Source organism: Streptomyces sp. NPDC126510, from assembly GCF_040302345.1.
Classification (GTDB): Bacteria; Actinomycetota; Actinomycetes; order Streptomycetales; family Streptomycetaceae; genus Streptomyces.
Window position 1 is genome coordinate 329,034 of record NZ_JBEORR010000002.1, and the last position, 24,286, is coordinate 353,319.

Below are 24,286 nucleotides of genomic sequence, written 5' to 3' on the forward strand. Positions count from 1 at the left end.
ACGAACCCCACGCGCCCTCCTACCGTCATCGCGTCGCACTTCGTATGTCATATATGAGACGCGATACGCGAGATCCGCTACGCGACCCACCGGGACGCGAAGATCCGAGAGGCGCGCATGACCTCTGTGCCCACGCCGATCCCCTCCCGCACGCAGTACGTGCTGGAGGGGATCAAACACCGCATCCTCACCGGGCAGCTGACGCCCGGGCAGGCGCTGGTCGAGACCGAGCTCGCCGCGCAGTTCGGGGTGTCGAAGACCCCGGTGCGCGAGGCGCTCAAGACCCTCGCCGGCACCGGGCTGGTCGTGATGAGCCAGTACAAGGGCGTCACCGTGCGCCTGGTGGACGCGGACATGGCGCGCGAGGTCTACGACGTACGGCTGCTGCTGGAGCCCGAGGCGCTGCGGCGGGCCGTGCAGCGCGGGGCCTCCCTGGACATCGCCCGTGAGGCGCTGACCAGGGCCGACGCCGCCACCGACACCGCCGAACGCTCCCTCGCCAACCGGGAGTTCCACCGGGCCCTGTACCTGCCGTGCGGCAACCCGCTGCTCGGGCGGATGCTCGACGAGGTCCGCGACCAGGCCGCCCTGGTCTCCGCGGTCGCCTGGGCCGCCTCGCCCTCCTGGGAACGGGAGGCCGGCGAGCACCGGGAGATCCTGCGGCTCGCCCTCGACGGCGACGCCGACGGCGCGGCGCGTGCCCTGCACGCCCACATCGCGTCCTTCGTGCAGCGCGCTTTCCCCGAGGCCGGACTGGAACAGGAGGGTCAGCAATGAGCAGCGTGGCGTTCGAGACCCAGCGGGCGGCCCTGGCCGACGTGGTGGCGATCCCGGTGACCCCGTTCGCCGAGGACGGCTCCGTCGCCCAGGACACCCACCGGGCCCTGCTGCGCCGCCTGCTCGACGGCGGCATCACGACCCTCACCCCGAACGGCAACACCGGCGAGTTCTACGCCCTGACCCCCGAAGAGCGCCGTCTCGTCACGGAGCTGACGATCGACGAGGCCGGTGAGCGGGCCGTCGTGCTGGCCGGAGTGGGACACGACGTCCCGACCGCCGTCGCCTCCGCCCGGCACGCCCGGGAGCTCGGCGCGCAGATGGTGATGGTCCACCAGCCCGTCCACCCCTACGTCTCGCAGGCCGGCTGGGTCGACTACCACCGCGCCGTCGCCGAGGCCGTGCCCGAGCTGGGCGTCGTGCCGTACATCCGCAACGCGCAGCTCACCGGTGTCCGGCTCGCCGAGCTCGCCGACGCCTGCCCGAACGTCATCGGCGTGAAGTACGCCGTGCCCGACGCGGCCAGGTTCGCCGCGTTCGCCCGGGACGCGGGTCTGGAGCGGTTCGTGTGGGTGGCCGGGCTCGCCGAGCCGTACGCCCCCTCCTATTTCTCCGCCGGAGCCACCGGCTTCACCTCCGGGCTGGTGAACGTCGCCCCGGCCGTCTCCCTGAACATGATCGAGGCGCTGCGCTCCGGCGACTACCAGGCCGCCATGAAGGTCTGGGAGCAGATCCGCCGCTTCGAGGAGCTGCGTGCCGCGAACGGCTCCGCCGACAACGTCACCGTCGTCAAGGAGGCCCTCGCCTCCCTCGGGCTCTGCCGCCGCGAGGTCCGCCCCCCGAGCAGGGCGCTGCCCGAGAGCGAGCGCGCCGAGGTCGCCGCGATCGCCGCGGGGTGGTCGATATGACCGGCAGACTGCGTCCCGAGGAGCTCCGGAGCCACCAGTGGTACGGCGTCGAGGGGCAGTTGCGCACCTGGTCGCACAACGCCCGGATGCGCCAGCTCGGTTACGAGGCGGAGGAGTACCGGGGCCGCCCGGTGATCGCCGTCCTGAACACCTGGTCCGACATCAACCCCTGCCATGTCCATCTGCGCGAGCGCGCCGAAGCGGTCAAGCGGGGGGTGTGGCAGGCCGGCGGTTTCCCGCTGGAGTTCCCGGTCGCCACGCTCTCCGAGACGTATCAGAAGCCGACCCCGATGCTCTACCGCAACCTGCTCGCGATGGAGACGGAGGAGTTACTGCGGTCGTACCCGATCGACGCGGCGGTGCTGCTGGGCGGCTGCGACAAGTCGACGCCGGCGCTGCTCATGGGCGCGGCCTCCGCCGATGTGCCGTCCCTCTTCGTGCCCGCGGGGCCGATGCTGCCCGGCCACTGGCGCGGGGAGACCCTCGGGTCCGGCACCGACATGTGGAAGTACTGGGACGAGCACCGCGCCGGCAACCTCACCGACTGCGAACTGCGGGAACTGCAGGGCGGGCTGGCCCGGTCACCGGGTCACTGCATGACCATGGGGACCGCGTCGACCATGACCGCGGCGGCGGAGGCCCTCGGTATGACGCTGCCGGGCGCCTCCTCGATCCCGGCCGTCGACTCAGGGCACGAACGGATGGCCGCCGCCTCCGGGCGCCGTGCCGTGGAGCTCGCCTGGACCGCGCTCAAGCCGTCCCGGATCCTCACCCGCGAGGCCTTCGAGGACGCCGTCACCACGGTGCTCGGGCTCGGCGGCTCCACCAACGCCGTCATCCACCTGATCGCGATGGCGGGACGCTGCGGGGTCGAACTCACCCTCGACGACTTCGACCGCATCGCCCGCACCGTGCCGGTGCTCGCCAACGTCCGGCCCGGCGGACAGACCCACCTCATGGAGGACTTCTACTTCGCCGGCGGTCTGCCCGCCTTCCTCTCTCGGATCGCCGACCTGCTGCACCCGGACCGGCCCACCGTCAACGGAACCCTAGGAGAGCAGATCGAGGGCGCCGTCGTCCATGACGACGACGTCATCCGCACCCGCGAGAACCCGGTCGCCGCCGAGGGCGGAGTCGCCGTGCTGCGCGGCAACCTCTGCCCGGACGGCGCGGTCATCAAGCACATCGCCGCCGAGCGGCACCTGCTCAAACACACCGGGCCCGCCGTCGTCTTCGACGACTACAAGACCATGCAGCGCACCATCGACGACCCGGCTCTCGGCATCACCGCCGACCATGTGCTCGTGCTGCGCGGCGCCGGCCCCAAGGGCGGCCCGGGGATGCCCGAGTACGGCATGCTCCCCATCCCCGACCACCTGCTCAAGCAGGGCGTGCGGGACATGGTCCGGATCTCGGACGCCCGGATGAGCGGCACGAGTTACGGCGCGTGCGTGCTGCACGTGGCCCCCGAGTCGTACGTGGGCGGCCCGCTCGCCCTGGTCCGCACCGGCGACTCGATCACCCTGGACGTAACGGCCCGCACTCTCCAACTCAACGTTGCTGAGGAGGAGTTGGAGGCCCGCCGTAAGGAATGGACGCCCCGGCCCACCCGCTACGAGCGAGGCTACGGCGCTCTCTACAACGACCAGATCACCCAGGCGGACACAGGCTGCGACTTCGAGTTCCTGGCCAGGCAAGGCAAGGTCCCAGACCCTTACGCAGGGTGACTGAACCCACCTGAAGGGGCGCGGGGAACTGCGCGACAAGCCACAACGCACCCGCACCCGCCACGCAACCTCAAGTGGCAAGCACGCGCAGCGAGAAAGCGCTTCCCGTACGACTGTACCGAGATCGGAGACCCAGTCATGGCCCAAGCCGCAGCCGTGGCGAAACCGCCCGCGCCACCCCGGCGGCGCCGGGCCTCCGCCACGCCGCGCAGGCTCCCGTACCTGCTGATCGCGCCGGCCGCCCTGCTCATGCTGGGGTTCATCGCCTACCCGGTCATCAGCGTCTTCTACTACAGCCTGCAGAACTACAACCCCACCAAACCCTGGCGGAACGGCTACGCGGGCTTCGACAACTTCGTCCACGCCTTCACCGAGGACCCCGTCTTCTGGGACACCCTGGTCTTCAGCGCCAAGTGGGTCGTCGTCGAGGTCGGCCTCCAGCTGCTGTTCGGCCTCGCGCTGGCCCTGATCGTCAACCAGACGTTCGTGGGCCGGGGCCTCGGACGCGCCCTGGTCTTCTCCCCGTGGGCCGTCTCCGGCGTGCTGACCTCCGCGATCTGGGTGCTGCTCTACAACTCCCAGACGGGCATCACCCGTTACCTCGCGGACATGGGCATCGGCTCCTACGGCACCAGCTGGCTGTCGGACACCTCGACCGTGTTCCCGGCGGCGGTCGTGGCCGACCTGTGGCGCGGCGTGCCGTTCTTCGCGATCCTCATCCTCGCCGACCTCCAGTCCGTCTCGAAGGACCTCTACGAGGCCGCCGAGGTCGACGGCGCCAGCCGCATCAAGCAGTTCTGGCACATCACGCTGCCGCACCTGAAGGACGCCATCATCCTGTCCACGCTGCTGCGCGCGGTCTGGGAGTTCAACAACGTCGACCTGCTGTACACGCTGACCGGCGGCGGCCCCGCGGGCGAGACGACCACGCTGCCGCTGTACATCGCCAACACATCCGTCGACGCCCACAACTTCGGCTACGCGTCGGCCCTGACCACGGTGGCGTTCGTGATCCTGCTCTTCTGCTCGATGGTCTACCTGCGCCTGAGCAAGTTCGGAGGCGAGAGCAAGTGAGCGTCAAGGAAGCCACCAAGACCGTGCCCGCCGCCGTGCCCGCCACCCCCGAACCCCCGCGCCCCGCCAAAGGCAAGCGCGCCTGGGACGAGGCACCCCGCTGGCAGATCTACCTCCCCCTGGGCATCTACCTGATCTTCACCCTCATCCCCTTCTACTGGATCCTGCTCTTCTCGCTGCGCCCGGCCGGCTCGACCTCGCTCGTGCCCTGGCCGATGACCTTCGACCACTTCGAGAAGGTCTGGACGGACCGCGACTTCGGCACCTACTTCACCAACAGCGTGCTCGTCGGTGTCGCCACCCTGCTCATGACGACGCTCGTCGCGCTGGCCGGCGGCTACGCCCTCGCCCGGTTCGACTTCAAGGTCAAGCGGGCGTTCATGCTGGCCCTGCTGTGCTCCCAGTTCGTGCCGGGCGCGCTGCTGCTGGTGCCGCTGTTCGAGATCTTCGCCGAACTGCAGATGATCAACTCCCTGGGCAGCGTCATCCTCGCCGAGACGGTCTTCCAGCTGCCGCTGTCGATGATCCTGATCAGCAACTTCATCAAGAACGTGCCGTACTCCCTGGAGGAGGCGGCCTGGGTCGACGGCTGCAACCGTATGACGGCCTTCCGGATCGTGGTGCTGCCGTTGCTGCGGCCCGGCCTGATCGCCGTCGGCTCCTTCGCCTTCGTCCACTCCTGGAACCACTTCCTGTTCGCCCTGATGTTCCTGAACAACCAGGACAAGCAGACGATCCCCGTCGGCCTGAACAGCCTGATGAGTGCCGACAGCGTCGACCTGGGCGCGCTCGCCGCGGGCGGCATCATCGCGGCCGTGCCGGTCGTGATCGTGTTCGCCTTCATCCAGAAGTGGCTGATCACCGGGTTCAGCGCGGGGGCGGTGAAGGGATGAGGGGCAGACATCTGGTCGTCGCGGCCGGGCTGCTGGGGGTGCTCTGCGTGCCCGCGCACGCCGAGGCCCGGGACATCGGCCGCGACACCCTTCCGGCGAACGACGGCTGGGCCGCCGAGGGGGCGGGCACCACCGGAGGCGCGGCGGCCGACCCCGCCCACGTCTTCACGGTCACCGACCGGGCCGGACTGGTCCGGGCCCTCGACGGCGGCAGCGACACCCCGAAGATCATCAAGGTCGCCGGGACCGTCGACGCCAACACCGACGACGACGGCGGCCGGCTGGACTGCGACGACTACGCCACCGGCGGCTACGCCCTGAGGAAGTACCTCGCCGCCTACGACCCCCGCACCTGGGGATCCGCCAAGCCCAGCGGCCCCCAGGAGGAGGCCCGCCAGGCCTCGGCCGCCCGGCAGGCCGAGCGGATCGTGCTGCCCGTCGGCTCCAACACCACGATCGTCGGGCTCGGCGACTCCGCCGTCCTGAAGGGCGCGAGCCTCCAGGTGCGGAACGCGGACAACGTGATCATCCGCAACCTCGATGTGCGCGACGCCTACGACTGCTTCCCCGTCTGGCAGCCGAACACCGGCGGCCTCGGCGACTGGAAGACGGCCTACGACAACATCTGGCTCGCGGGAGCCGGCCATGTGTGGGTGGACCACGTGACCCTCAGCGACAAGGGCCACCCCGACGCGAAGGAACCCACGTACTTCGCCCGCAACTACCTGCGCCACGACGGCCTGCTGGACATCACAGGAGGCTCCGACCTGGTCACCGTCTCCTGGAGCCGCTTTACCGGCCATGACAAGGCGATGCTCATCGGCAACGGCGACACCGCCACCGGCGACCGCGGCAAACTCCGCGTCACCCTGCACCACAACGCGTTCGAGTCCGTCGTCCAGCGCGCCCCGCGGGTCCGCTTCGGCCAGGTGCACGTCTACAACAACCGCTACGAGATCACCGAGGACGGCCAGCGCTACTCCCTCGGCGTCTCCACCGAGTCGAAGATCTACGCCGAGAACAACGCCTTCCACGCCCCCGGGCACGTGGAGGTCGCCGACCTGGTCAAGAGCTGGAACGGCAGCGCGCTGCACCAGAGCGGCACGCTCTTCAACGGCTTCCCGGTCGACCTGCTCGCCATCCACAACGCCTACAACTCGGGCAGTGAGCGCGATCTGACGGCCGACGTCGGCTGGACGCCCGCCCTGCACGGGCGGATCGACAGCGCCGCCGCAGCCGACAGGGCGGTGGCCCGCGGCGCGGGTGCGGGGAGGGTCCGGTGACCGGCCGCATGATCGACACCATGAACACACCACTGCCCGTCGTCCTCGCCGGTGCCAGGGGGCACGGCCGCTGGCACGTAGAGAACATCCGCCGGCTCCAGAAGCGGGGCCTTGTGCGGCTCGTCGGCGTCTGCGAGCTGACGCCGCTGACCGAGGAGGAGCTCGGCGGCCTCGGTACGCCCGAGCAGTCCGCCGACTTCGGCGCCCTGCTGGACTCCACCGGTGCGCGGATCGCCGTGATCTGCACCCCCATCCCGACCCACACCGACCTCGCCCTCACGGCGGGCGAACGCGGTGTGCACCTCCTCCTGGAGAAGCCGCCCGCCCCCTCCTACGCCGAGTTCCGCCGGATGGCCGACGGGGTCGCCGCGGCAGGGGTCGCCTGCCAGATCGGTTTCCAGTCGCTGGGCTCGCACGCCCTGCCCGCCGTCCGCGAGATGGTCGCCGAGGGCGCGATCGGAGAGCTGGTCGGCCTCGGCGGGGCCGGTGCCTGGGTACGCGACGAGGACTACTTCCGCCGGGCGCCCTGGGCGGGCAAGCGGCGGCTGAACGGCGTCGACGTGATCGACGGGGCGCTGACCAACCCCCTCGCCCACGCCGTCGCCACCGCCCTCGCCCTGGGCGGCAGCACCCGCGCCGAGGACGTCACCGGCATCGAGACCGAACTGCTGCGCGCCAACGCCATCGAGTCCGACGACACCTCCTGCGTCCGGATCACCACCGCGCAGGGCCACCCGGTCACGGTCGCCGCGACCCTGTGCGCCGAGGAGGCGGACGAGCCGTATGTGCTCGTGCACGGCAGCAGCGGCCGGATCACCTTCTGGTACAAGCAGGACCGCGTGCTGCTCCAGCGCGTGGGACACGGCCCGCAGGAGTCCGAGCACGGCCGCACCGACCTGCTGGAGAACCTCGTCGACCACCTCACCACCGGCGCCGACCTGCTCGTCCCGCCGGACGAGACCGGCGCCTTCATGCGGGTCGTCGAGGCCATCCGCACCGCACCCGACCCGGCGCCCCTGCCGGATACCGCCTGGCACCGCGTCCCCGGGGAGAACCGCCGTGTCGTGCCCGGCATCGACGGACTCGTCGCGGCCGCCGCCGACACCCTCTCCCTCTACTCCGAGCTGGGCGCCCCCTGGGCGCCCCCGTCGAACGAGGTGAGCACCCGATGACCAGCAACGGCATGGCGGTCCTGCGCGTCGCGGGCCGGCCGGTCGGCCGGTACGTCACCCGGCCCGAACTGCCGTCCCGGCTCTCCCCGCGCCCCTACCTGCACCCCGTCACCACCCTGTCCGGCACGGCCGTGACCGAACTGGCCCCGGCCGACCACGCACACCACCTCGGCGTCGGTGTCGCCGTTCCCGACGTCGAGGGGTTCAACTTCTGGGGCGGGCGCACCTACGTCCGCGACCAGGGCCCCACCGAGCTCGACAACCACGGCTCGCAGCGGCATGTCGCCTTCCAGCTGCGCGATCCGGACGGCTTCGTCGAGGAGCTGCGCTGGGTGGCCGCGGGCGGCGAACTCCTGCGCGAACGCCGTACCGTCGCGGCCACCGCGCTCACCGACCGGGCCTGGGCGCTGGACCTCACGTTCTCCCTCACCAACGTCACCGGCGGCCCGCTGTCGATCGGCAGCCCCGCGACCAACGGACGCCCGGGCGCGGCCTACGGCGGCTTCTTCTGGCGAGCCCGCAAGGAGTCCTCTGCGCCGGAGGTCTTCACGGCCGGAGCCGACGGGGAGGAGAAGGTCCACGGCCGGCCCGCCGACTGGCTCGCCCTGCGGGGCGGCGCCTGGACGCTGGTCTTCGCCGGCGCCACCGAACAGACCCGGCGCGACCCGTGGTTCGTGCGCACCGAGGAGTACCCGGGCGTCGGCTCCTCCCTGGCCCACGACGAGCGGATACCCCTCCCGCCCGGCGGGACCGTGGTGCGCCGGGTGGTCACCGTCGTAGCCGACGGCCGCCTCGACCGGGACGCCGCGGCGGCCCTCGCCCGCAAGGCGGTGAGCCCGTGACCTCCGGGACCTACCGCAATCCGATCCTGAACGCCGACTGGTCCGACCCGGACGTCATCAGGGTCGGCGACGACTTCTACCTGACCGCCTCCAGCTTCGGCCGCGCCCCGGGCCTGCCGCTGCTGCACTCCCGGGATCTCGTCAACTGGACCCTGGTCGGCCATGCCCTCGACCACCTGGAGCCGGCCGGGGAGTTCGCCACGCCCCGGCACGACTGCGGCGTCTGGGCCCCGTCCCTCCGGTATCACGACGAACGCTTCTGGATCTTCTGGGGCGACCCCGACCAGGGCGTCTTCCAGGTCAACGCACCGCAGATCAGGGGCCCCTGGACCCGGCCGCACCTGCTGAAGGCCGGCAAGGGCCTGATCGACCCCTGCCCCCTGTGGGACGACGAGACCGGCGAGGCCTATCTGGTCCACGCCTGGGCCAAGTCCCGGTCGGGCGTGAAGAACCGCCTCACCGGCCACCGCATGCGCCCCGATGGCACCGGCCTCCTCGACGAGGGCAAGGTGATCGTCGACGGCGACCGCGTACCCGGCTGGTTCACCCTCGAAGGCCCCAAGGTCTACCGCCACGACGGCTGGTTCTGGATCTTCGCCCCCGCCGGCGGTGTCGAGACCGGCTGGCAGGGCGCCTTCCGCTCACGCGGCTTCTTCGGGCCCTACGAGGAGCGGATCGTCCTGGAGCAGAGGGGCACCGACGTCAACGGCCCCCACCAGGGCGGCTGGGTGCGCACCCCGTCCGGCGAGGACTGGTTCCTGCACTTCCAGCAGCGCGGTGCCCACGGCCGGGTCGTGCACCTCCAGCCGATGCGCTGGGGTCCGGACGGATGGCCGGTGCTCGGGGACGACGGCGCCCCCGTCGCAGAACACCGCCGCCCCGCCCTGCCGCCGCAGCCGCCCGCCGCGCCCGCCACCGACGACGACTTCCCCGGCGGACGGTTCGGACGCCAGTGGCAGTGGACGGCCAACCCACGGGACGGCTGGGCCACCCAGCACTCCGGCGACGGACTGCGACTGACCTGCGTCCGCTCGGCGAACACCCAGGATCTGCGGAGACTGCCCCACGTGCTGACCCAGCGGCTGCCGGGCGCCCCGTCCGCCGTCGAGGCGGGGCTGCGCCTGCACAGTGAGGAACCGGGGGCCCGCGCCGGACTCGCCGTGCTGGGGGACGCGTTCGGGTGGATCGGACTCCAGCGCGGCACGGACGGCACCGTCCACCTCGTGCACCGGTTCGCCGAGGCCGTCGCGGACGCCGAACGCGACGCCGCCCACCCCCGGCTCGCCCCGGAGGGCCGGGCCCGGCTGCGGATCGAGATCGACGCGGGGGCACGCTGCCGTTTCTCCGCCGACGTCGGCGACGGCTTCGGCTTCCGGCCGTCGGGCCCGGTCTTCGCCGCCACCCCCTGGCGCTGGGTCGGCGCCCTGCTCGGCCTCTTCGCTCTCGCGCCCGTCGGGCCGGGGCACGCGGGCGCCGCCACGTTCACCCAGTTCCGGATCACCGACCTGTAACCCACCGCATGTACGCCCCTCACGCCTGTTGGGAGCCGCAATGACGCACCTCCGTAGCAAGCGCTTACCCAGACCAAGTGTCGCCTGGGCCGCCGTAGCCGGCCTGGTCGCCGCCCTGGGACTGGGCGCGACCGGTGAGGCGAGGGCCGCCGAACCCCGCGCCGCGACCACCACACCGGCGGCCGCCCGCTGGGCCGACCAGGCCCACGGCTTCGCCTCACTGGCGGGAGGCACCACGGGCGGGGCCGGCGGCAAGGTCGTCACGGTCACCGACCAGGCCTCACTGGCGAAGTACGCGGCCGCCGAGGAGCCGTACGTCATCCGGGTGGCGGGGACGGTCGCCGTCCAGCCCTTCGGCTCGGACATCGTCGTGGCGTCGAACAAGACGATCATCGGTGTCGGCGACACCGGCGAGATCGTCCACGGTGAGCTGCGCCTGAACCCCGGCACGCACAACGTCATCATCCGCAACCTGACGATCCGCGACTCCTACGTCGAGGGCGACTGGGACGGCAAGACCACCGACTTCGACGCCATCCAGATGGACGCCGTCCACCACGTCTGGATCGACCACAACCGCTTCACCCACATGGGCGACGGCCTGCTCGACATCCGCAAGGACAGCCAGTACCTCACCGTCTCCTACAACCAGTTCAGCAACCACAACAAGGCCTTCGGCATCGGCTGGACGCCCAACGTCCAGACCCAGGTCACCATCGACCACAACTGGTTCACCGGCACGAAGCAGCGCAATCCCTCGGCGGACAACTGCGCCTACGCGCACCTCTACAACAACTACGTCTCCGCACAGGTGGCCGACGGCGACCCGGTGTGGACCTACGGGAACTGGTCCCGGGGCCGCACCAGGATGGTCATCGAGAACGGCTACTACGACAGGGTCCAGCACCCCTACCAGGCCGATGCCACCGCGGAGTTGGTGGAGCGGGGATCGATCCTGAGGAAGACGAGCGGGCGGACCGACGAGTGGGGCGCCGCATTCGACCCGCGGGACTTCTACGACTACCGGCTGGATCCGGCCGCCGCCGTCCCCGCCTTGGTGAAGAAGTTCTCCGGTCCGCAGCAGCGGCTCGGTGTGACCCTCGATGTACCGGCCGCCTACCCGACGGTGCAGGCCGCCGTGGACGCCGTGCCCGACGGCAACGCCGTGCCGGTGACGATCGCGGTCGCGCCGGGCACCTACCGGGAGAAGGTGTTCATCCCGGCCGGCAAGCCGAAGATCCTGCTCCGGGGGACCGGTCACGACCGTTCCGACACCGTCATCGTCTACGACACGCCCGCCGAGTACGGCGGCTCGACCGGCAGCGCCACCGTGCGGATCGCCGCGAACGACGTCACCGCCCGCAACCTCACCTTCAGCAACGACTTCGACGAGGCCTCGGTCGAGCTGAAGGGCGAACAGGCCCTCGCCATGAAGACGACCGGCGACCGGATCGTCTTCGAGAACACCGCCTTCCTGGGCAACCAGGACACCCTGATGACCGACAGCCCCAAGCTGAACGTGATCAGCCGGGTGTACGTCCGCGACTCGTACATCGAGGGCGACGTCGACTTCGTCTACGGGCGGGCGACGACCGTGATCGAACGGTCCGTGATCAAGGCGCTCAGCCGCGGGTCCACGACCAACAACGGCTACATCACGGCCGCTTCGACGTGGACGGGCAACCCGTACGGGTTCCTGATCACCCGCTCGGAGATCGTGAGCGACGCGCCGGCCGGAAGCTTCCACCTCGGCAGGCCCTGGCACCCGGGCGGTGAGCCGAACGCGGTGGCCCAGGTACTGATCCGCGACACCCGGCTGCCCGCCGCGATCAAGTCCTCGCCGTGGACCGACATGAGCGGCTTCTCATGGAAGGACGCGCGCTTCACCGAGTACCGGAACTACGGGCCGGGGGCTGCCAAGACCCAGGACCGGCCGCAGATGAGCGACGAGGACGCGAGGACGCACACCGTCACCGCCTACCTCAAGGGCCACGACGACTGGGCGCCCCACGCACGCCACTGACCCCCCACGACTTCACATCCCCGTTTGATCCAGAAGAGAGAGCCGACCGATGAAGAGCAGCATCCGCAGAAGCAGGCGCGTCGCCACGGCCGTCGCCCTGGGCTCCGTCCTCGCCCTGACCGCGACCGCCTGCGGCGACGACGGCAGCGGCGCCGGGGGCGACAAGGGAGCCGAGGGCAGCGGCAAGGGCAAGATCGTCTTCTGGGACAACAACGGCGGTGTCCGCACGGACATCTGGAAGCAGATCATCGCCGACTTCGAGAAGGCGAACCCGTCCGTCAAGGTCGAGTACGTCGGTATCTCCGCCACCGAGTACCAGTCCAAGGTCGACACCGCCATCCAGGGCGGGGGCCTGCCGGACGTCGGCGGTGTCGGCGCGGCGATGGCCGCCGGGTTCGCCGCCCAGAACGCGCTGGACCCCCTGGACGGCCGGCTCGGCAAGTCCACGCTCAAGGGCAAGCTCAACGAGGGCATGGTCGAGTCGCTGAAGTCCGCCGGTGGCGGCGACGCGCTGTACTCGGTGCCGACCTCCGCGAACAACGGCACCCTCTACTACCGCACCGACCTGTTCCGGAAGGCGGGCCTGGACGCGCCCACCACCTGGGAGAAGTTCTACGAGGCCGCCGAGAAGCTCACCAACGCCAAGAAGAACGAGTTCGGCTACACCATCCGCGGCGGTGCGGGCTCGATCGCCCAGGCGCTGGACGCGATGTACGGCCAGTCAGGCATCACGTCCTTCTGGGACTCCAGTGGTGAGAAGACCACGGTCAACGACCCCAAGAACGTGGCGGCACTGGAGAAGTACGCGGCGCTGTACAAGAAGGTCACTCCGGCCGCCGACCTCAACAACGACTTCACCAAGATGGTCGCGCAGTGGGACTCCGGCACGATCGGGATGCTCAACCACAACCTGGGCTCCTACCAGGACCACGTCAAGGCGCTCGGCACCGGCAAGTTCCGCGGCATCCCACAGCCCACCGGCCCCGGCGGCAGGCGCGTCCAGGTCTCCAACCCGGTCGACGGTCTCGGTCTGTTCAAGAGCTCCAAGAACAAGGAGGCCGCCTGGAAGTTCATCGAGTTCGCCGCCTCGCACGAATCGAACTCCAAGTGGAACGAGTCGGCCGGCGCCATCCCGTCGAACACGGACGCCGCCAAGGACGCCTGGATCCTCAAGGCCGAGCCGACCAAGCTCGCCGCAGACGCCCTCAACGACGGCTCCACCACCATCGTCCAGCTGCCGTACTACCTGCCGGACTGGAACACCGTCTCCAAGGCCGACAACGAGCCCAGCTTCCAGAAGGTCCTGCTCGGCGACCTGAGCGCCAAGGACTTCCTGGACAAGATGGCCGACCAGCTGAACGAGGCTCAGGCGGAGTGGAAGCAGCAGAAGGGCTGACCCCGCCCCGTTCCGCCCTGGGACGGCCTGCGGCGTGCGGGCCGCAGGCCGGCCCGGGCCGTTCGCGTACCCGCGGCGGAACCACGTACGGAGCCACCCCCACGCCCTCCAGAGCCCGCTGAAAGAAGGGTTTGTCGTGTCACTGAGCCGTAGACAAGTCACCGCGGCCGCTGTTGCCGCCGTTCCTCTCGCCTTCGCCGTGACCGGTACAGCGCAAGCCACCGGCCGCCGCTCCCGGACCCTCTACATCGCCGGTGATTCCACCGCAGCCCAGAAGTACGCCGACGCGGCGCCCGAGACCGGGTGGGGGATGGCCCTTCCGTTCTTCCTCCACAAGGACCGGACGGTCTCCAATCACGCGGTCAACGGCCGAAGTTCCAAGAGCTTCGTCGACGAGGGGCGGCTCGGCGTCATTCTCCGGCAGATCCAGCCGGGCGACTTCCTGCTCATCCAGTTCGGCCACAACGACGAGAAGGTGAACGACCCCACCCGGTACACCGAGCCCTGGACGACTTACCAGGACCACCTGCGGATGTACATCGACGGGGCCCGGGCACGCGGGGCGCGGCCCGTGCTGGCCACGTCCGTCGAGCGGCGCAAGTTCGACGCGGCCGGCAAGGCTCTGCCGACGCACGGCGAGTACCCGGCTGCGATGCGGGCGCTGGCCAAGGAGGAGCAGGTCACGCTGCTCGACGTCCAGGCGCTGTCGATCGCGCTGTGGCAGAGGCTGGGGGCCGAGGAGACGAAGAAGTACTTCAACTGGACGGCGACCGAGCAGGACAACACACACTTCAACCCGCCCGGTGCGATCGCCGTGGCGCGGCTCGTCGCGCGGGAGCTGCTGCGTACCAGGGTGCTCGCACCGGACGAGGTGCGCCGGCTGGACGAGAGGATCCCCGAGTCCTGGATCACCTGGCCGAAGGCCGCCGCGTAATACTCCCCCGCTCTGAAAAGGAGATCCGCACCATGCATCCACGTGGATGGCATGAGCATGCCACTGTTCGAAGGGTCGCCGCCCTCGCCGGCTGCACCGCACTGGCGCTGTCCCTCACCGGCACCGGCACCGCCACCGCCCAGGCCGACTCCCGCGATCTCACCCGGCAGACGCTCGGGTCGAAGGACGGGTGGGGGTCGCACGGCACCGGGACCACCGGCGGTTCCGCCGCCACCGCCGAGCACGTGTACACCGTGACCACCTGGGCCGAGTTCAAGGCCGCCCTCGCCGCGGGCGGCAGCGCACCGAAGATCATCAAGGTGAAGGGGACCGTCGACGCGGTGGCCGAGGGGTGCGACGCCTTCGCCGCGCCCGGTTACGACTTCGACGCCTATCTGAAGAAGTACGCCCCCGAGACGTGGGGGCTGGACAAGGACCTGAGCGGAGAGCCGGCCGACAGCCCCGAGGGCCTGCGCCGCGCCTCCGCCGACAACCAGGACCAGGCCATCAAGGCCAACGTGCCCGCCAACACCACCGTCATCGGGGTCGGGAAGAACGCGGGCTTCAAGGGCGCCAGCCTCCAGATCAAGGGCGTGGACAACGTCATCGTCCGCAACCTCACCTTCGAGAGCCCTCTCGACTGCTTCCCGCAGTGGGACCCCACCGACACCTCCACGGGCGCCTGGAACTCCGAGTACGACACCGCCGTCGTCTACGGCTCCACCCACGTCTGGATGGACCACAACACCTTCACCGACGGCAGCCACCCCGACAGCGAGGCACCGACGTACTTCGGCGCGCTGTACCAGCAGCACGACGGCGAGCTGGACATCGTCCGGGGATCCAACTACGTCACCGCCTCCTGGAACATCTTCGCCGACCACGACAAGACACTCATGATCGGCAACAGCGACAGCGAGTCGACGGCCGTCGGCGACCGGGGCAAGCTCAAGGTGACGCTGCACCACAATCTGTTCCGCAACGTCATCGAACGCGCTCCCCGCGTCCGCTTCGGGCAGGTCGACTCGTACAACAACCACTTCGTGGCCGGCCAGGACTACGTCTACAGCTTCGGCATCGGCAAGGAGTCCCGGCTCGTCGCCGAGCACAACGCCTTCACGCTGGCGAAGGGCGTCAGCCCGGCGAAGATCCTGAAGAAGTGGATGGAGGCCCCGGTCACCGCCGCGGACAACTACGTCAACGGCAAGAAGACCGACCTGATCGCCGTGCACAACGCGGAGATCCCCGAGGAGACCCTCCAGCCGGACGCCGGCTGGGAGCCGACCCTGCGCACCAAGGTCGATTCGGCGAAGGCCCTCCCCGGCATCGTCGACCACCGCGCGGGCGCCGGCCGCATCTGCTGACACCCCCGAGAGCCGGCCGGGCCGGGCGCACACCACGAGGCGCGCCCGGCCCGGCCCCTCCTCCGCCCCTCACCCCGCATGAGCCGCACCGCGAAGGGACAGCCGCATGTCCTCGCACGTTCATCGCTCCCTCTCCCGCAGGGGATTCCTCGTCGCGAGCGCCGGGGCGGGCACCGCACTCGCCCTCGCCCCGGCCCCCGCGCGAGCCACCGGGCGGCAGCGCCCGTTCGGCCGGTACGGTTCACCGGCCGCCCGTCTCGACCCCAGGACGCTGTACGTCGATGCGCGCGGCCGGGGTGACCACACCTCCGTCCGTGCCGCCGTCGCCGCCGCCCCCGGCAGCGGCTGGACGCTGGTCCTCGCCCCCGGCGCCTACCGGGAAACGATCGCCGTCGACCGCACCCGCACGGAGATGACCTGGATCGGGGCGAGCGAGAACCCCCGTGACGTCGTCATCGTGTACGACAACGCGGCCGGGACCCCCAAGCCCGGCGGCGGCACGTACGGCACCACCGGCTCGGCCGCCACCACCGTGCAGGCCGACGGTTTCACGGCCCGCTGGATCACCTTCGCCAACGACTGGCTGCGCGCCGACCACCCCGAGATCACCGGCACCCAGGCCGTCGCCCTCAAGGTCCAGGGTGACCGGTCCGCCTTCCACCACTGCCGGTTCCTCGGCCACCAGGACACTCTGTACGCCGACTCCATGGCGCTGGGCACCTTCGCCCGCCAGTACTTCAGCCACTGCTACGCCGAGGGCGACGTCGACTTCGTCTTCGGACGGGCGACCGCGGTCTTCGAGCGCTGCCACTTCCGGACCCTGAACCGCACCGACCTGCCGGCCGCCCCGTACGGCTTCGTCTTCGCCCCGTCCACGGCCGGTGCCAACCCCCTCGGCTACCTGGTGACCAGGAGCCGCGTCAGCAGTGAGGCCCCCGACGGCCACTACAAGCTGGCCCGGCCCTGGGTGCCCAGCTCCGATACCACCGCCCGCCCCATGCTCACCGTCCGGGACACCCGGCTCGGCCCGGGCATCGACGCGGTCGCGCCCTACGCCAACATGTCCGACTCCCACCCGTGGCAGGCCCAGCGCTTCGCCGAGTACCGCAACACCGGCCCGGGCGCCGCCATCACGGTCCCCGCCAACCGCCCCCGGCTCACCCTCGCCCAGGCCCGGTCGCACACCAGGCAGACCTACCTCGGTGACTGGCGGCCGTATGCGTAGGGCCGCCGTGCTCCTCCTCGGTCTCTGCCTGCTCTGGCCGGCCGCACCGGCCTCCGCCGCCGAACACGCCCCCACCGGCTGGGCCTCGACCGGCCCCGGCACGACCGGCGGGGCGGGCGGCCGGACCTGGACGGTGGACACACGCGCCGAGCTCAAGGCCGCCCTCGCCAACGACGGCGCGCCCACCGCGCCCAAGGTGATCCGGGTCGTCGGTGACGTCGACGGCCATGAGAGGGAGGACGGTTCCCTGCTCGGCGAGCAGGACTACGCACCCGGATACGACCTCGCCAAGTACATGTCCTGCTTCGGCGAGGACGGCTCCGCCTGGTCCGACACCCGCTTCGCGTACTGCAGGCAGCAGCGGCAGCTGCGCCAGACCGGGTCGAACAACGAGAAGGCGCAGATCCAGCTCACCGTGCCCAGCAACACCACGCTCGTCGGCGCCGGACGTGACGCCCGGCTGCTCGGGGTGTTCCTGACCGTCGACACCGGCAGCAACATCGTCCTCCGCGACCTGCACCTGGAGGCACCCGTCGACCACTTCACCAGCTGGTCCCCGGGCGACGGCGCCCGAGGCAGCTGGAACGCCCGCTTCGACGCACTGACCGTGATCACCGGCCGGAACATCCGGGTCGACCACTGCACGTTCACCGACGGCCGCTTCCCGGACGGCGCCGCCCCCCTCGGTTTCCACGGTGAGCGCGTACAGCGGCACGACGGGCTCCTGGACATCGAGGACGGCTCCGACCTGATCACCGTCTCCCACAGCCGGTTCGAGAACCACGACAAGGCGATCCTCGTCGGGTCGGGCGACGGACGCGGCGACCGCGACCGCGGGCACCTCAAGGTGACCTTCGCCCGCAACCTGTTCACCGGCATCGTGCAGCGCGCCCCGCGGGTCCGCTTCGGGCAGGTGCACGTCGTCAACAACGTCCACCGGGGGCGGGCACCGCTCTACGCCCTGGGCGTCGGTGTGGAGTCCGCGATCTTCTCGGAGCGCAACGTCTTCCGCTACCCCGGGGGCCGGCCGTCGCTCGCCGTCGCGGACTACGGGGGCACGCGGTTCCACGACACCGGCTCCTGGTTCAACGGCCGGCCCGCCCGCCTGAACGACGTGGCGAGCGCTGTCGGCCTCGGCGGCGACGTCGGCTGGGACCCCGCCGACGTGTACGACCACCGTGCCCTGACCTCCCCGGCGGCCATCGAGCGGTACGTGCTGCGGCACGCCGGAGCGGGGAGGCCGTATGGACGCCCATGAGGCCCTGGGACGGCGGACGTTCGTGGCCGGGGCGGGGGCCGCGCTGCTGGGCGGGGGAGCGGTGGGCGGGGCGGAGGCCGCGGTCGTGGACGGGCCGCTGCCGGACTTCCACCCGGCGCTGAAGGACGCACTGACCTTCCCGCGCGCCTGGGGGAGGTCCCCGATCCGCGACGTCCGCGCCTGGCGGCGTGCGGCCCGCGCCACCGTCGAGGAGCACCTCCTCGTCGAGCGGCAGGACGGGACACCGTACGCACCGCAGTTCACCGGCCGTTCCCGGACCGGGGAGTACACCCGCGAGCTGGTGACCGTCTCCCTCACCCGCTACGAGCGGGTGCGCGGCGCCCTGCTCACCCCGCACGGCCGCGGGCCCTTCCCGGCGGTGCTGCTCCTGCACGACCACGGTGCCAGGTTCGACATCGGCAAGGAGAAGCTCGTCCGGCCCTGGTACGACGACGCGCGGCTCGCGTCCGCCCAGGTGTGGGCCGACAAGTACTTCAGCGGACGGTTCGCCGGCGACGAACTGGCCCGGCGCGGCTACGTGGTGCTCTGCCTGGACGCGCTCGGCTGGGGCGACCGCGGCCCCCTCGCCTACGAGCAGCAGCAGGCTCTGGCCTCCAACTTCTACAACCTCGGTTCCTCGCTGGCCGGGCTGATGGCCCGGGAGGACCAGCGGGCCGCCGCCTTCCTGGCCGGGCTCGGCCGGGTGGACGCCCGGCGGGTCGCGGCCGTCGGGTTCTCCATGGGCGCCTACCGCGCCTGGCAGACCGCCGCCCTCAGCGACCACGTCGCGGCCGCCGCGAGCGTGTGCTGGATGACCGGCCTGAAGGAGATGATGGTGCCCGGCAACAACACACTGCGCGGGCAGTCGGCCTACTACATGCTCCACCCGGGCCTCGCCCGGCACCTCGACATCCCCGACGTGGCCAGCATCGCCGCTCCCCGGCCGATGCTGTTCATGAACGGCGGGCTCGACCCGCTCTTCCCCGACGAGGGCGTACGGGTGGCCTACGACAAGCTGCGTGCCGTCTGGCGCTCGCACCACGCCGAGGAGCGGATACGGACGAAGACGTGGCCGGAGCTCGGCCACGTCTTCACCGACGTGATGCAGGACGAGGTCGTCAGCTGGCTCGACGACGTCCTGTGAGGCTCACCGCCGTACCGGCTTGATGCCCCCCAGCGTCGGTACCACCGGCTTGATGCCGCCGTCGGCCGCGAACTCCATGCGGTCGACGGTCGTCTCACGGTGCATGCCGTCGCCGCCCGGCAGGCCGGGGCCGTTGAGGGCGAAGCGGTGGTAGACCATGTACCAGTCGTCGGTGCCGGGGGTGTTGACCACCGAGTGATGGCCGGTGCCGAGGATGCCGTACTCGGGCCGCTTCTCGAGGATCGTCCCGCGCTTGGTCCACGGGCCGAGCGGGGACGGTCCCGTCGCGTACGCCACGTGGTAGTTCTCGCTGCGGGTGTCGTCCTCCGACCACATGAAGTAGTACGTGCCCTTCCGCTTGATGACGAAGGAGCCCTCGCGGAAGTTGTCCGGGGTGATGTCCTTCACCTTCGAGGTGTCGAAGGACACCATGTCGTCATTGAGCGGCACGACGTACCCGTGGCCGTTGCCCCAGTACAGGTAGGCCTGGCCGTCGTCGTCCGTGAAGACCGCCGGGTCGATCATCTGGCCCTTGAGCGCACCGCCCTTGGCGACCAGGGGCTTGCCGAGCGCGTCCTTGAAGGGGCCCGCGGGGGAGTCGGCCACCGCCACGCCGATCTGCTGCTCGGCGCAGAAGTAGTAGTAGTACTTGCCGTTCCGCTCGGCGATCGCGGGTGCCCAGGCGTTCTTGTCGGCCCAGCTCACGTCGGGACCGAGGTCGAGAATGACGCCGTGGTCCTTCCAGTTCACCAGGTCCTTCGACGAGTACGCCTTGAACCTGGTGCCGCTCCAGCCCTGGAAGCCGTCCGTCGTGGGGTAGATCCAGTACCGGCCGTTCAGGTAGTGCACGTCGGGGTCGGCGTTCAGGCCGGGCAGCAGGGGGCTGCGGGTGGGCACCGCCTCGACCGTCCAGGTGCGCTTCGTGCCGTCGGCGGCCGTGACCGTGTACTTCTGCGGCGTGCGGAAGTCCCGCCGGGTCCCTGACCTCGGGCTGAGCTTCGCGCCCTCGCCGACCCACAGCTTCGGGGCGAGACCCCGCAGGTCGGCGTCCGGCTTCATCGGCAGGACGACCTTCGCGGCGCTGTCCGTGACGATCGCGTAGCCCTTCTGGTGCTTCGCCGTCGCGTCCACGACCGACGTGGAGGTGGACGGGTAGGCGGCCAGCAGACGGTCGTACTCCTGCTGTGTCACCGGCAGGACCGTGCCGTGCCGGGGGCTCGCCGGGAGCTGGTAGTCCGTCGACGGGGTCCACTTGCCGGAGGCGAGGTCGGTGGTCTCGAAGGGCACGTAGCCGCGGCCGCCGTACTCGTCGATGAACAGGTACCACTTCTTCTCGGTGTTCGACTTGAACACCGTCGGGCCCTCACCGCGGTCCATCGCGCCCTTGCCGATGCAGTCGGCCACGAAGTCGTACTTCGTCGACGTCAGGGAGGTCGACTTCTCGCCGGTGATGAACTTCGAGCAGGGGCTGGAGGAGCCGGGGTCCCGCTCGTCCTTGGTGTAGCGGTAGTACTCGTCCTCGTACTTCACGACCGTGGAGTCGATCACCGAGTAGCCCGGGTCGTTCCAGATCTTCGGCTCGCTGAAGGTGCGGAAGTCCTTCGTGGTCGCGTACAGCATCTTGTTGTACGTGTCGCCCTTGTGGTCCGGGTCGTCGTCGGCGTACAGCTTCGACGCCCAGAAGACGACGTACGCACCCAGCTCGTCGTCCCAGTAGGCCTCCGGGGCCCAGGTGTTGCCCGCGCTGTCGGGCGAGACCTTCACCAGGCGCTGGTCGGTCCAGTGGACGAGGTCCGTGGACTCCCAGACCATGATCGACTTGCTGCCGTGCCGCTGGACGTCGTCCCAGCTGCCGCTGGAGTTCTGGTACATCCGCAGGTCGGTGGCGATCAGATAGAACTTGTCGCCCTTGGGGGAACGGATGACGAACGGGTCGCGCAGGCCCTTCTCGCCGGTCGTGGACGTCAGCACCGGCTTGCCGGCGTTCAGCTCACGCCAGTGCAGCGGGTCGTTGCCGCGACTGAGGGCGTAGCGGATCTGTTCGCCGTCGGCGGTGCCCTCACCGGTGAAGTAGGCGAAGAGGTAGCCGGCGTAGGTGCTGTGCTTCACGGGTGGGGCTCCGGGGTCTGCGGTACTGGGCGGCGCCGCGAGGAGGGTCAGAAGAAGGCCCGTCAGGGCCAGGAAGGGGAGCAGGAGCGTGCGGGCGATGCGGGGGCGCATGACACTTCCTGTCGGAGTGTGGGGGATTCTGTTGGATAACAGCCTTCGGAGTTTCACTGGAGGGACGCGGGGCGTCAACGGGTGTGCGTGAGGCAGGCGTTTCCGAAACTTTCGGACCACCTGGGGTCCGACGCACGTGACGGCGGCAACCCTTTCCGGGGTGGCGGCGACTGCTGGACGGACAGCGAGCCGGAGCGGGCCCCTCCGAGCCGTTTCCGTCCCCGATCCCTACGAAAGGAACGCTCCGTGCTGCCGAGCACCGGACGCCACCGCAGGACCCGTACGCTCTCCATCGCCGCGGCCGTGGCCTGTGCCGCGGGGGCCGGCGGCGTCTACCTCGGGCTGTCGACCGGCGGCGCGCGGGCCACCGCGACGAGGGTCACCGTCTCCACCACGGCCCAGCTCGAAGAAGCCGTGCGGAACGCCACCGCCGGCACCGTGATCCAGCTCCGCGGCGGCACCTACCACCCGGTGGCCACCCTCGAGTCCACGGCGAACGGCACCGCTTCAGCGCCCATCACCCTGCGGCCGTACGGCGGTGAGAAGGTGCGGATCGACGGCTCGAAGCTGCCGGCCGGCTCCTGGCTGGCCGCGATCCGCGGCGACCACTGGACCGTCCAGGACCTGGCCTTCGTCAACTCCCCGGCCCAGGGGCTGGTCGTCACGTCCTCGGTGGGCGGGGTCTTCAGGAACCTGGTCACCGCCGGCAACGGCGACTCCGGCTTCACCCTGCGCGGCGACGGCACCACCGGCAATCTCGTGCAGAACCTGGACAGCCACGGCAACTACGACCCGGCCGGCCACGGCCGGAACGCCGACGGCATCGCGGTCAAGTTCGGCTCCGGGAGCGGGAACAGGATCACCGGAGCCCGGCTGTACGGCAACTCCGACGACGGCGTCGACCTGTGGCAGTTCTCCTCGCCGGTCACCATCGAGCACTCCTGGGCCTTCGGCAACGGCGAGAACCGCTGGAACGACACGGCCTTCGAGGGCAACGGCAACGGTTTCGAGCTGGGCGGCGGGGGAGCGTCCGCCGCCCACGTCGTCCACGACAACGCGGCCTGGAACAACACCCTGCACGGCTTCACCGAGAACTCCGGCACCGGCGCCCTCGCACTGAACCGCAACACCGCCTACGCCAACGGCGGGAGCGGCTTCTTCTTCGCGGCCGGCACGGCTCACCTCGGAAAGAACCTCGCCGTCGGCGACAAGGGCGGAGCGGCGAGACTCGGTCCGTCGACGGTCTCCGCGGGAAACAACTGGGACGGCGGCATCGCCACCCCGCCCTTCAGGTCGACGGACCCGGCCGGTGCGTACGGAGCCCGGCGGGCGGACGGCTCCCTGCCCGCGACGGCGTTCCTGACGACCGGCTCCTCGAGCCTCGGCGCGACGATGGACTAGGCGGCCCTCGTCGTCGCGGACACAGCGACGCCCCCGTCGGTGCGAAGCGACGGGGGCGTCCTGCCGACCGGCCGAGGGGGGCTCGACCGGTACCGTCCGGCCGTCCGGAGGGGGGCTCCGGAGGGCCGAGGTGCCGGACGTCCGGCTGGGGGGCCGGACACCCGGCGTCCCGGTCGGCCCAAGGGGGGACGAGGGCCGACCGGAGTCACTGGGGGCAAGGACCTACTGGTAGCTGATGTCGGAGGCCTTGAACGTGCAGCTCTTGCCGTCCGGGCCGGGCGGCGTCAGCTCCTTGGGCTCCTTGCCGGTGTTGTTGCCCTCGAACCGCACACACGTCTTGATCTTCTTCTTGCCGTCACCGTGGATGCGGACCTTCGACAGGGTCGCCGTGTCGCCGTAGTTGGCGTTCACCCCGACGATGGAGTTCATCGGCGCCGTCACGTCGATGTCGCTGAGCACGATCGTGCGCTTGTGCTGCGTCTTGCAGTTGCCGCAGGAGCGGACCAGCTTGCCGGCGTTCTGTACCTGGAAGCCCGAGACGTTCAGCGTGCCGGCGCCGTTGAACTGCAGCACCTTGTCCTCGGCGTTCTTCGCGCCGCCGCCGATCACCTTGTACACCGCGGACGAGGACTTGCCCTTGAAGCTGGCCGCGTCCTCGCCGACGTCCGTCCACCACACGTTCTGCAGCGTGCAACTGCCCTTGCAGTGCACACCGTCCGCCGCCGGGGTGCCGATGATGACGTTCTTGAGGACGGCTCCGTCGGCCAGCTCGAAGATCGGGTCCTGGCCCTCGTCCTGGTTGTCCTGGCCGAGCGCGCCGGTGCCGTAGAACATCTTCATCCCGCCGTCGCGCACACCGGAGACCTCGATGGTCCGGGGGACGGGGGTCTTTCCCTTGTCCGTGGGCCAGGAGGACGCCGCGCCCGCCGTCGACAGCATCGACGTGGTGACGATCGCCGCACCCGTGATGCCGAAGGCCGACACCGCGGCGATCACCGCCCGCCGCTTCGTGACGGTGCGGCGGTGGCGGACGCGCTGTTCTGCTGGTGCAGTCATGTACCAATTCCTCAGGTGGGGGGTGGCCTTGCGCGTAGTGGTCGCCACGGGTGAGGAAAGGGTTGCCGCCTCTTCACG

The 24,286-nt window shown here is 70.5% G+C and carries 19 protein-coding genes; 17 read left to right on the top strand and 2 right to left on the bottom strand.

Translation table 11 applies throughout. From position 1 onward, the window contains the following. Positions 1-117: 117 nt before the first annotated feature. The 16 genes from ABTX60_RS03430 to ABTX60_RS03505 all read left to right on the top strand — a co-directional run bounded on the left by ABTX60_RS03430 (position 118) and on the right by ABTX60_RS03505 (position 19,531). Positions 118-777: a GntR family transcriptional regulator gene (locus ABTX60_RS03430; protein WP_352095395.1), complete on the top strand. Its 660-nt coding sequence runs from the start codon at positions 118-120 to the stop codon at positions 775-777. Then, a complete protein-coding gene (locus tag ABTX60_RS03435; RefSeq protein WP_352095396.1) occupies positions 774-1,685 on the top strand; it encodes a dihydrodipicolinate synthase family protein in 912 nt (303 codons plus the stop codon). Before ABTX60_RS03430 ends, ABTX60_RS03435 begins: the two co-directional genes overlap by 4 nt. Continuing rightward, positions 1,682-3,412 carry an L-arabinonate dehydratase gene (araD, locus tag ABTX60_RS03440; RefSeq protein WP_352095397.1) on the top strand — a complete coding sequence of 577 codons (1,731 nt, stop codon included), beginning with the start codon at positions 1,682-1,684 and terminating at the stop codon, positions 3,410-3,412. The genes ABTX60_RS03435 and araD overlap by 4 nt, the downstream gene beginning before the upstream one ends. Positions 3,413-3,550: 138 nt before the next feature. Continuing rightward, positions 3,551-4,486: a carbohydrate ABC transporter permease gene (locus tag ABTX60_RS03445; protein WP_107458689.1), complete on the top strand. Its 936-nt coding sequence runs from the start codon at positions 3,551-3,553 to the stop codon at positions 4,484-4,486. After that, a complete protein-coding gene (locus ABTX60_RS03450; protein ID WP_502992266.1) occupies positions 4,483-5,379 on the top strand; it encodes a carbohydrate ABC transporter permease in 897 nt (298 codons plus the stop codon). Before ABTX60_RS03445 ends, ABTX60_RS03450 begins: the two co-directional genes overlap by 4 nt. Continuing rightward, complete coding sequence (locus tag ABTX60_RS03455) at positions 5,376-6,662, top strand: pectate lyase family protein (protein ID WP_352095398.1); 1,287 nt, start codon at positions 5,376-5,378, stop codon at positions 6,660-6,662. The genes ABTX60_RS03450 and ABTX60_RS03455 overlap by 4 nt, the downstream gene beginning before the upstream one ends. 8 nt (positions 6,663-6,670) lie before the next feature. Beyond that, the gene (locus ABTX60_RS03460; protein WP_502992268.1) at positions 6,671-7,834 is read left to right on the top strand and encodes a Gfo/Idh/MocA family protein; all 1,164 of its coding nucleotides are present in this window, start codon (positions 6,671-6,673) and stop codon (positions 7,832-7,834) included. Next, positions 7,831-8,676: a DUF6807 domain-containing protein gene (locus ABTX60_RS03465; RefSeq protein ID WP_352095399.1), complete on the top strand. Its 846-nt coding sequence runs from the start codon at positions 7,831-7,833 to the stop codon at positions 8,674-8,676. The genes ABTX60_RS03460 and ABTX60_RS03465 overlap by 4 nt, the downstream gene beginning before the upstream one ends. Then, positions 8,673-10,187, top strand: coding sequence for a glycoside hydrolase family 43 protein (locus ABTX60_RS03470; protein ID WP_352095400.1), 1,515 nt, complete (start codon positions 8,673-8,675; stop codon positions 10,185-10,187). Before ABTX60_RS03465 ends, ABTX60_RS03470 begins: the two co-directional genes overlap by 4 nt. A 40-nt stretch (positions 10,188-10,227) precedes the next feature. Continuing rightward, entirely contained in the window at positions 10,228-12,210 is a 1,983-nt protein-coding gene (locus tag ABTX60_RS03475) for a pectinesterase family protein (RefSeq protein ID WP_352095401.1), read from the top strand. Between the two features lie 49 nt (positions 12,211-12,259). Next, on the top strand, positions 12,260-13,606 hold the full coding sequence (locus tag ABTX60_RS03480) for an ABC transporter substrate-binding protein (protein ID WP_352095402.1): 1,347 nt from the start codon (positions 12,260-12,262) through the stop codon (positions 13,604-13,606). 136 nt (positions 13,607-13,742) lie between these two features. Then, a complete protein-coding gene (locus ABTX60_RS03485) occupies positions 13,743-14,540 on the top strand; it encodes a rhamnogalacturonan acetylesterase (RefSeq protein WP_352095403.1) in 798 nt (265 codons plus the stop codon). A gap of 32 nt (positions 14,541-14,572) precedes the next feature. After that, entirely contained in the window at positions 14,573-15,904 is a 1,332-nt protein-coding gene (locus tag ABTX60_RS03490; RefSeq protein ID WP_352095404.1) for a pectate lyase family protein, read from the top strand. Between the two features lie 106 nt (positions 15,905-16,010). Beyond that, positions 16,011-17,129, top strand: a complete 1,119-nt coding sequence (locus ABTX60_RS03495) for a pectinesterase family protein (RefSeq protein ID WP_352095405.1) — start codon at positions 16,011-16,013, stop codon at positions 17,127-17,129. Continuing rightward, entirely contained in the window at positions 17,122-18,387 is a 1,266-nt protein-coding gene (locus ABTX60_RS03500) for a pectate lyase family protein (protein ID WP_352095406.1), read from the top strand. The genes ABTX60_RS03495 and ABTX60_RS03500 overlap by 8 nt, the downstream gene beginning before the upstream one ends. Further along, positions 18,374-19,531, top strand: a complete 1,158-nt coding sequence (locus ABTX60_RS03505) for a dienelactone hydrolase family protein (RefSeq protein WP_352095407.1) — start codon at positions 18,374-18,376, stop codon at positions 19,529-19,531. The genes ABTX60_RS03500 and ABTX60_RS03505 overlap by 14 nt, the downstream gene beginning before the upstream one ends. A 3-nt stretch (positions 19,532-19,534) precedes the next feature. On the opposite strand, the gene ABTX60_RS03510 is transcribed toward ABTX60_RS03505, so the two are convergent. Then, positions 19,535-21,751, bottom strand: a complete 2,217-nt coding sequence (locus ABTX60_RS03510; protein ID WP_352095408.1) for a glycoside hydrolase family 43 protein — start codon at positions 21,749-21,751, stop codon at positions 19,535-19,537. 246 nt (positions 21,752-21,997) lie between these two features. On the opposite strand from ABTX60_RS03510, the gene ABTX60_RS03515 reads away from it, so the two are divergent. Then, positions 21,998-23,152 carry a right-handed parallel beta-helix repeat-containing protein gene (locus ABTX60_RS03515; RefSeq protein ID WP_352095409.1) on the top strand — a complete coding sequence of 385 codons (1,155 nt, stop codon included), beginning with the start codon at positions 21,998-22,000 and terminating at the stop codon, positions 23,150-23,152. Between the two features lie 222 nt (positions 23,153-23,374). Here the strand turns inward: ABTX60_RS03515 and ABTX60_RS03520 are convergent, their stop codons facing one another. After that, positions 23,375-24,208: a pectate lyase gene (locus ABTX60_RS03520; protein WP_352095410.1), complete on the bottom strand. Its 834-nt coding sequence runs from the start codon at positions 24,206-24,208 to the stop codon at positions 23,375-23,377. Positions 24,209-24,286 lie beyond the last annotated feature (78 nt).

What these genes read in the sequence shown, in the direction of transcription:
- ABTX60_RS03430 (WP_352095395.1), top strand. Translation starts at nt 118, where the DNA reads ATGACCTCTGTGCCCACGCCGATCCCCTCCCGCACGCAGTACGTGCTG.
- ABTX60_RS03435 (WP_352095396.1), top strand. Translation starts at nt 774, where the DNA reads ATGAGCAGCGTGGCGTTCGAGACCCAGCGGGCGGCCCTGGCCGACGTG.
- araD (WP_352095397.1), top strand. Translation starts at nt 1,682, where the DNA reads ATGACCGGCAGACTGCGTCCCGAGGAGCTCCGGAGCCACCAGTGGTAC.
- ABTX60_RS03445 (WP_107458689.1), top strand. Translation starts at nt 3,551, where the DNA reads ATGGCCCAAGCCGCAGCCGTGGCGAAACCGCCCGCGCCACCCCGGCGG.
- ABTX60_RS03455 (WP_352095398.1), top strand. Translation starts at nt 5,376, where the DNA reads ATGAGGGGCAGACATCTGGTCGTCGCGGCCGGGCTGCTGGGGGTGCTC.
- ABTX60_RS03460 (WP_502992268.1), top strand. Translation starts at nt 6,671, where the DNA reads ATGATCGACACCATGAACACACCACTGCCCGTCGTCCTCGCCGGTGCC.
- ABTX60_RS03465 (WP_352095399.1), top strand. Translation starts at nt 7,831, where the DNA reads ATGACCAGCAACGGCATGGCGGTCCTGCGCGTCGCGGGCCGGCCGGTC.
- ABTX60_RS03475 (WP_352095401.1), top strand. Translation starts at nt 10,228, where the DNA reads ATGACGCACCTCCGTAGCAAGCGCTTACCCAGACCAAGTGTCGCCTGG.
- ABTX60_RS03480 (WP_352095402.1), top strand. Translation starts at nt 12,260, where the DNA reads ATGAAGAGCAGCATCCGCAGAAGCAGGCGCGTCGCCACGGCCGTCGCC.
- ABTX60_RS03490 (WP_352095404.1), top strand. Translation starts at nt 14,573, where the DNA reads ATGCATCCACGTGGATGGCATGAGCATGCCACTGTTCGAAGGGTCGCC.
- ABTX60_RS03495 (WP_352095405.1), top strand. Translation starts at nt 16,011, where the DNA reads ATGTCCTCGCACGTTCATCGCTCCCTCTCCCGCAGGGGATTCCTCGTC.
- ABTX60_RS03500 (WP_352095406.1), top strand. Translation starts at nt 17,122, where the DNA reads ATGCGTAGGGCCGCCGTGCTCCTCCTCGGTCTCTGCCTGCTCTGGCCG.
- ABTX60_RS03505 (WP_352095407.1), top strand. Translation starts at nt 18,374, where the DNA reads ATGGACGCCCATGAGGCCCTGGGACGGCGGACGTTCGTGGCCGGGGCG.
- ABTX60_RS03510 (WP_352095408.1), bottom strand. Translation starts at nt 21,751, where the DNA reads ATGCGCCCCCGCATCGCCCGCACGCTCCTGCTCCCCTTCCTGGCCCTG.
- ABTX60_RS03520 (WP_352095410.1), bottom strand. Translation starts at nt 24,208, where the DNA reads ATGACTGCACCAGCAGAACAGCGCGTCCGCCACCGCCGCACCGTCACG.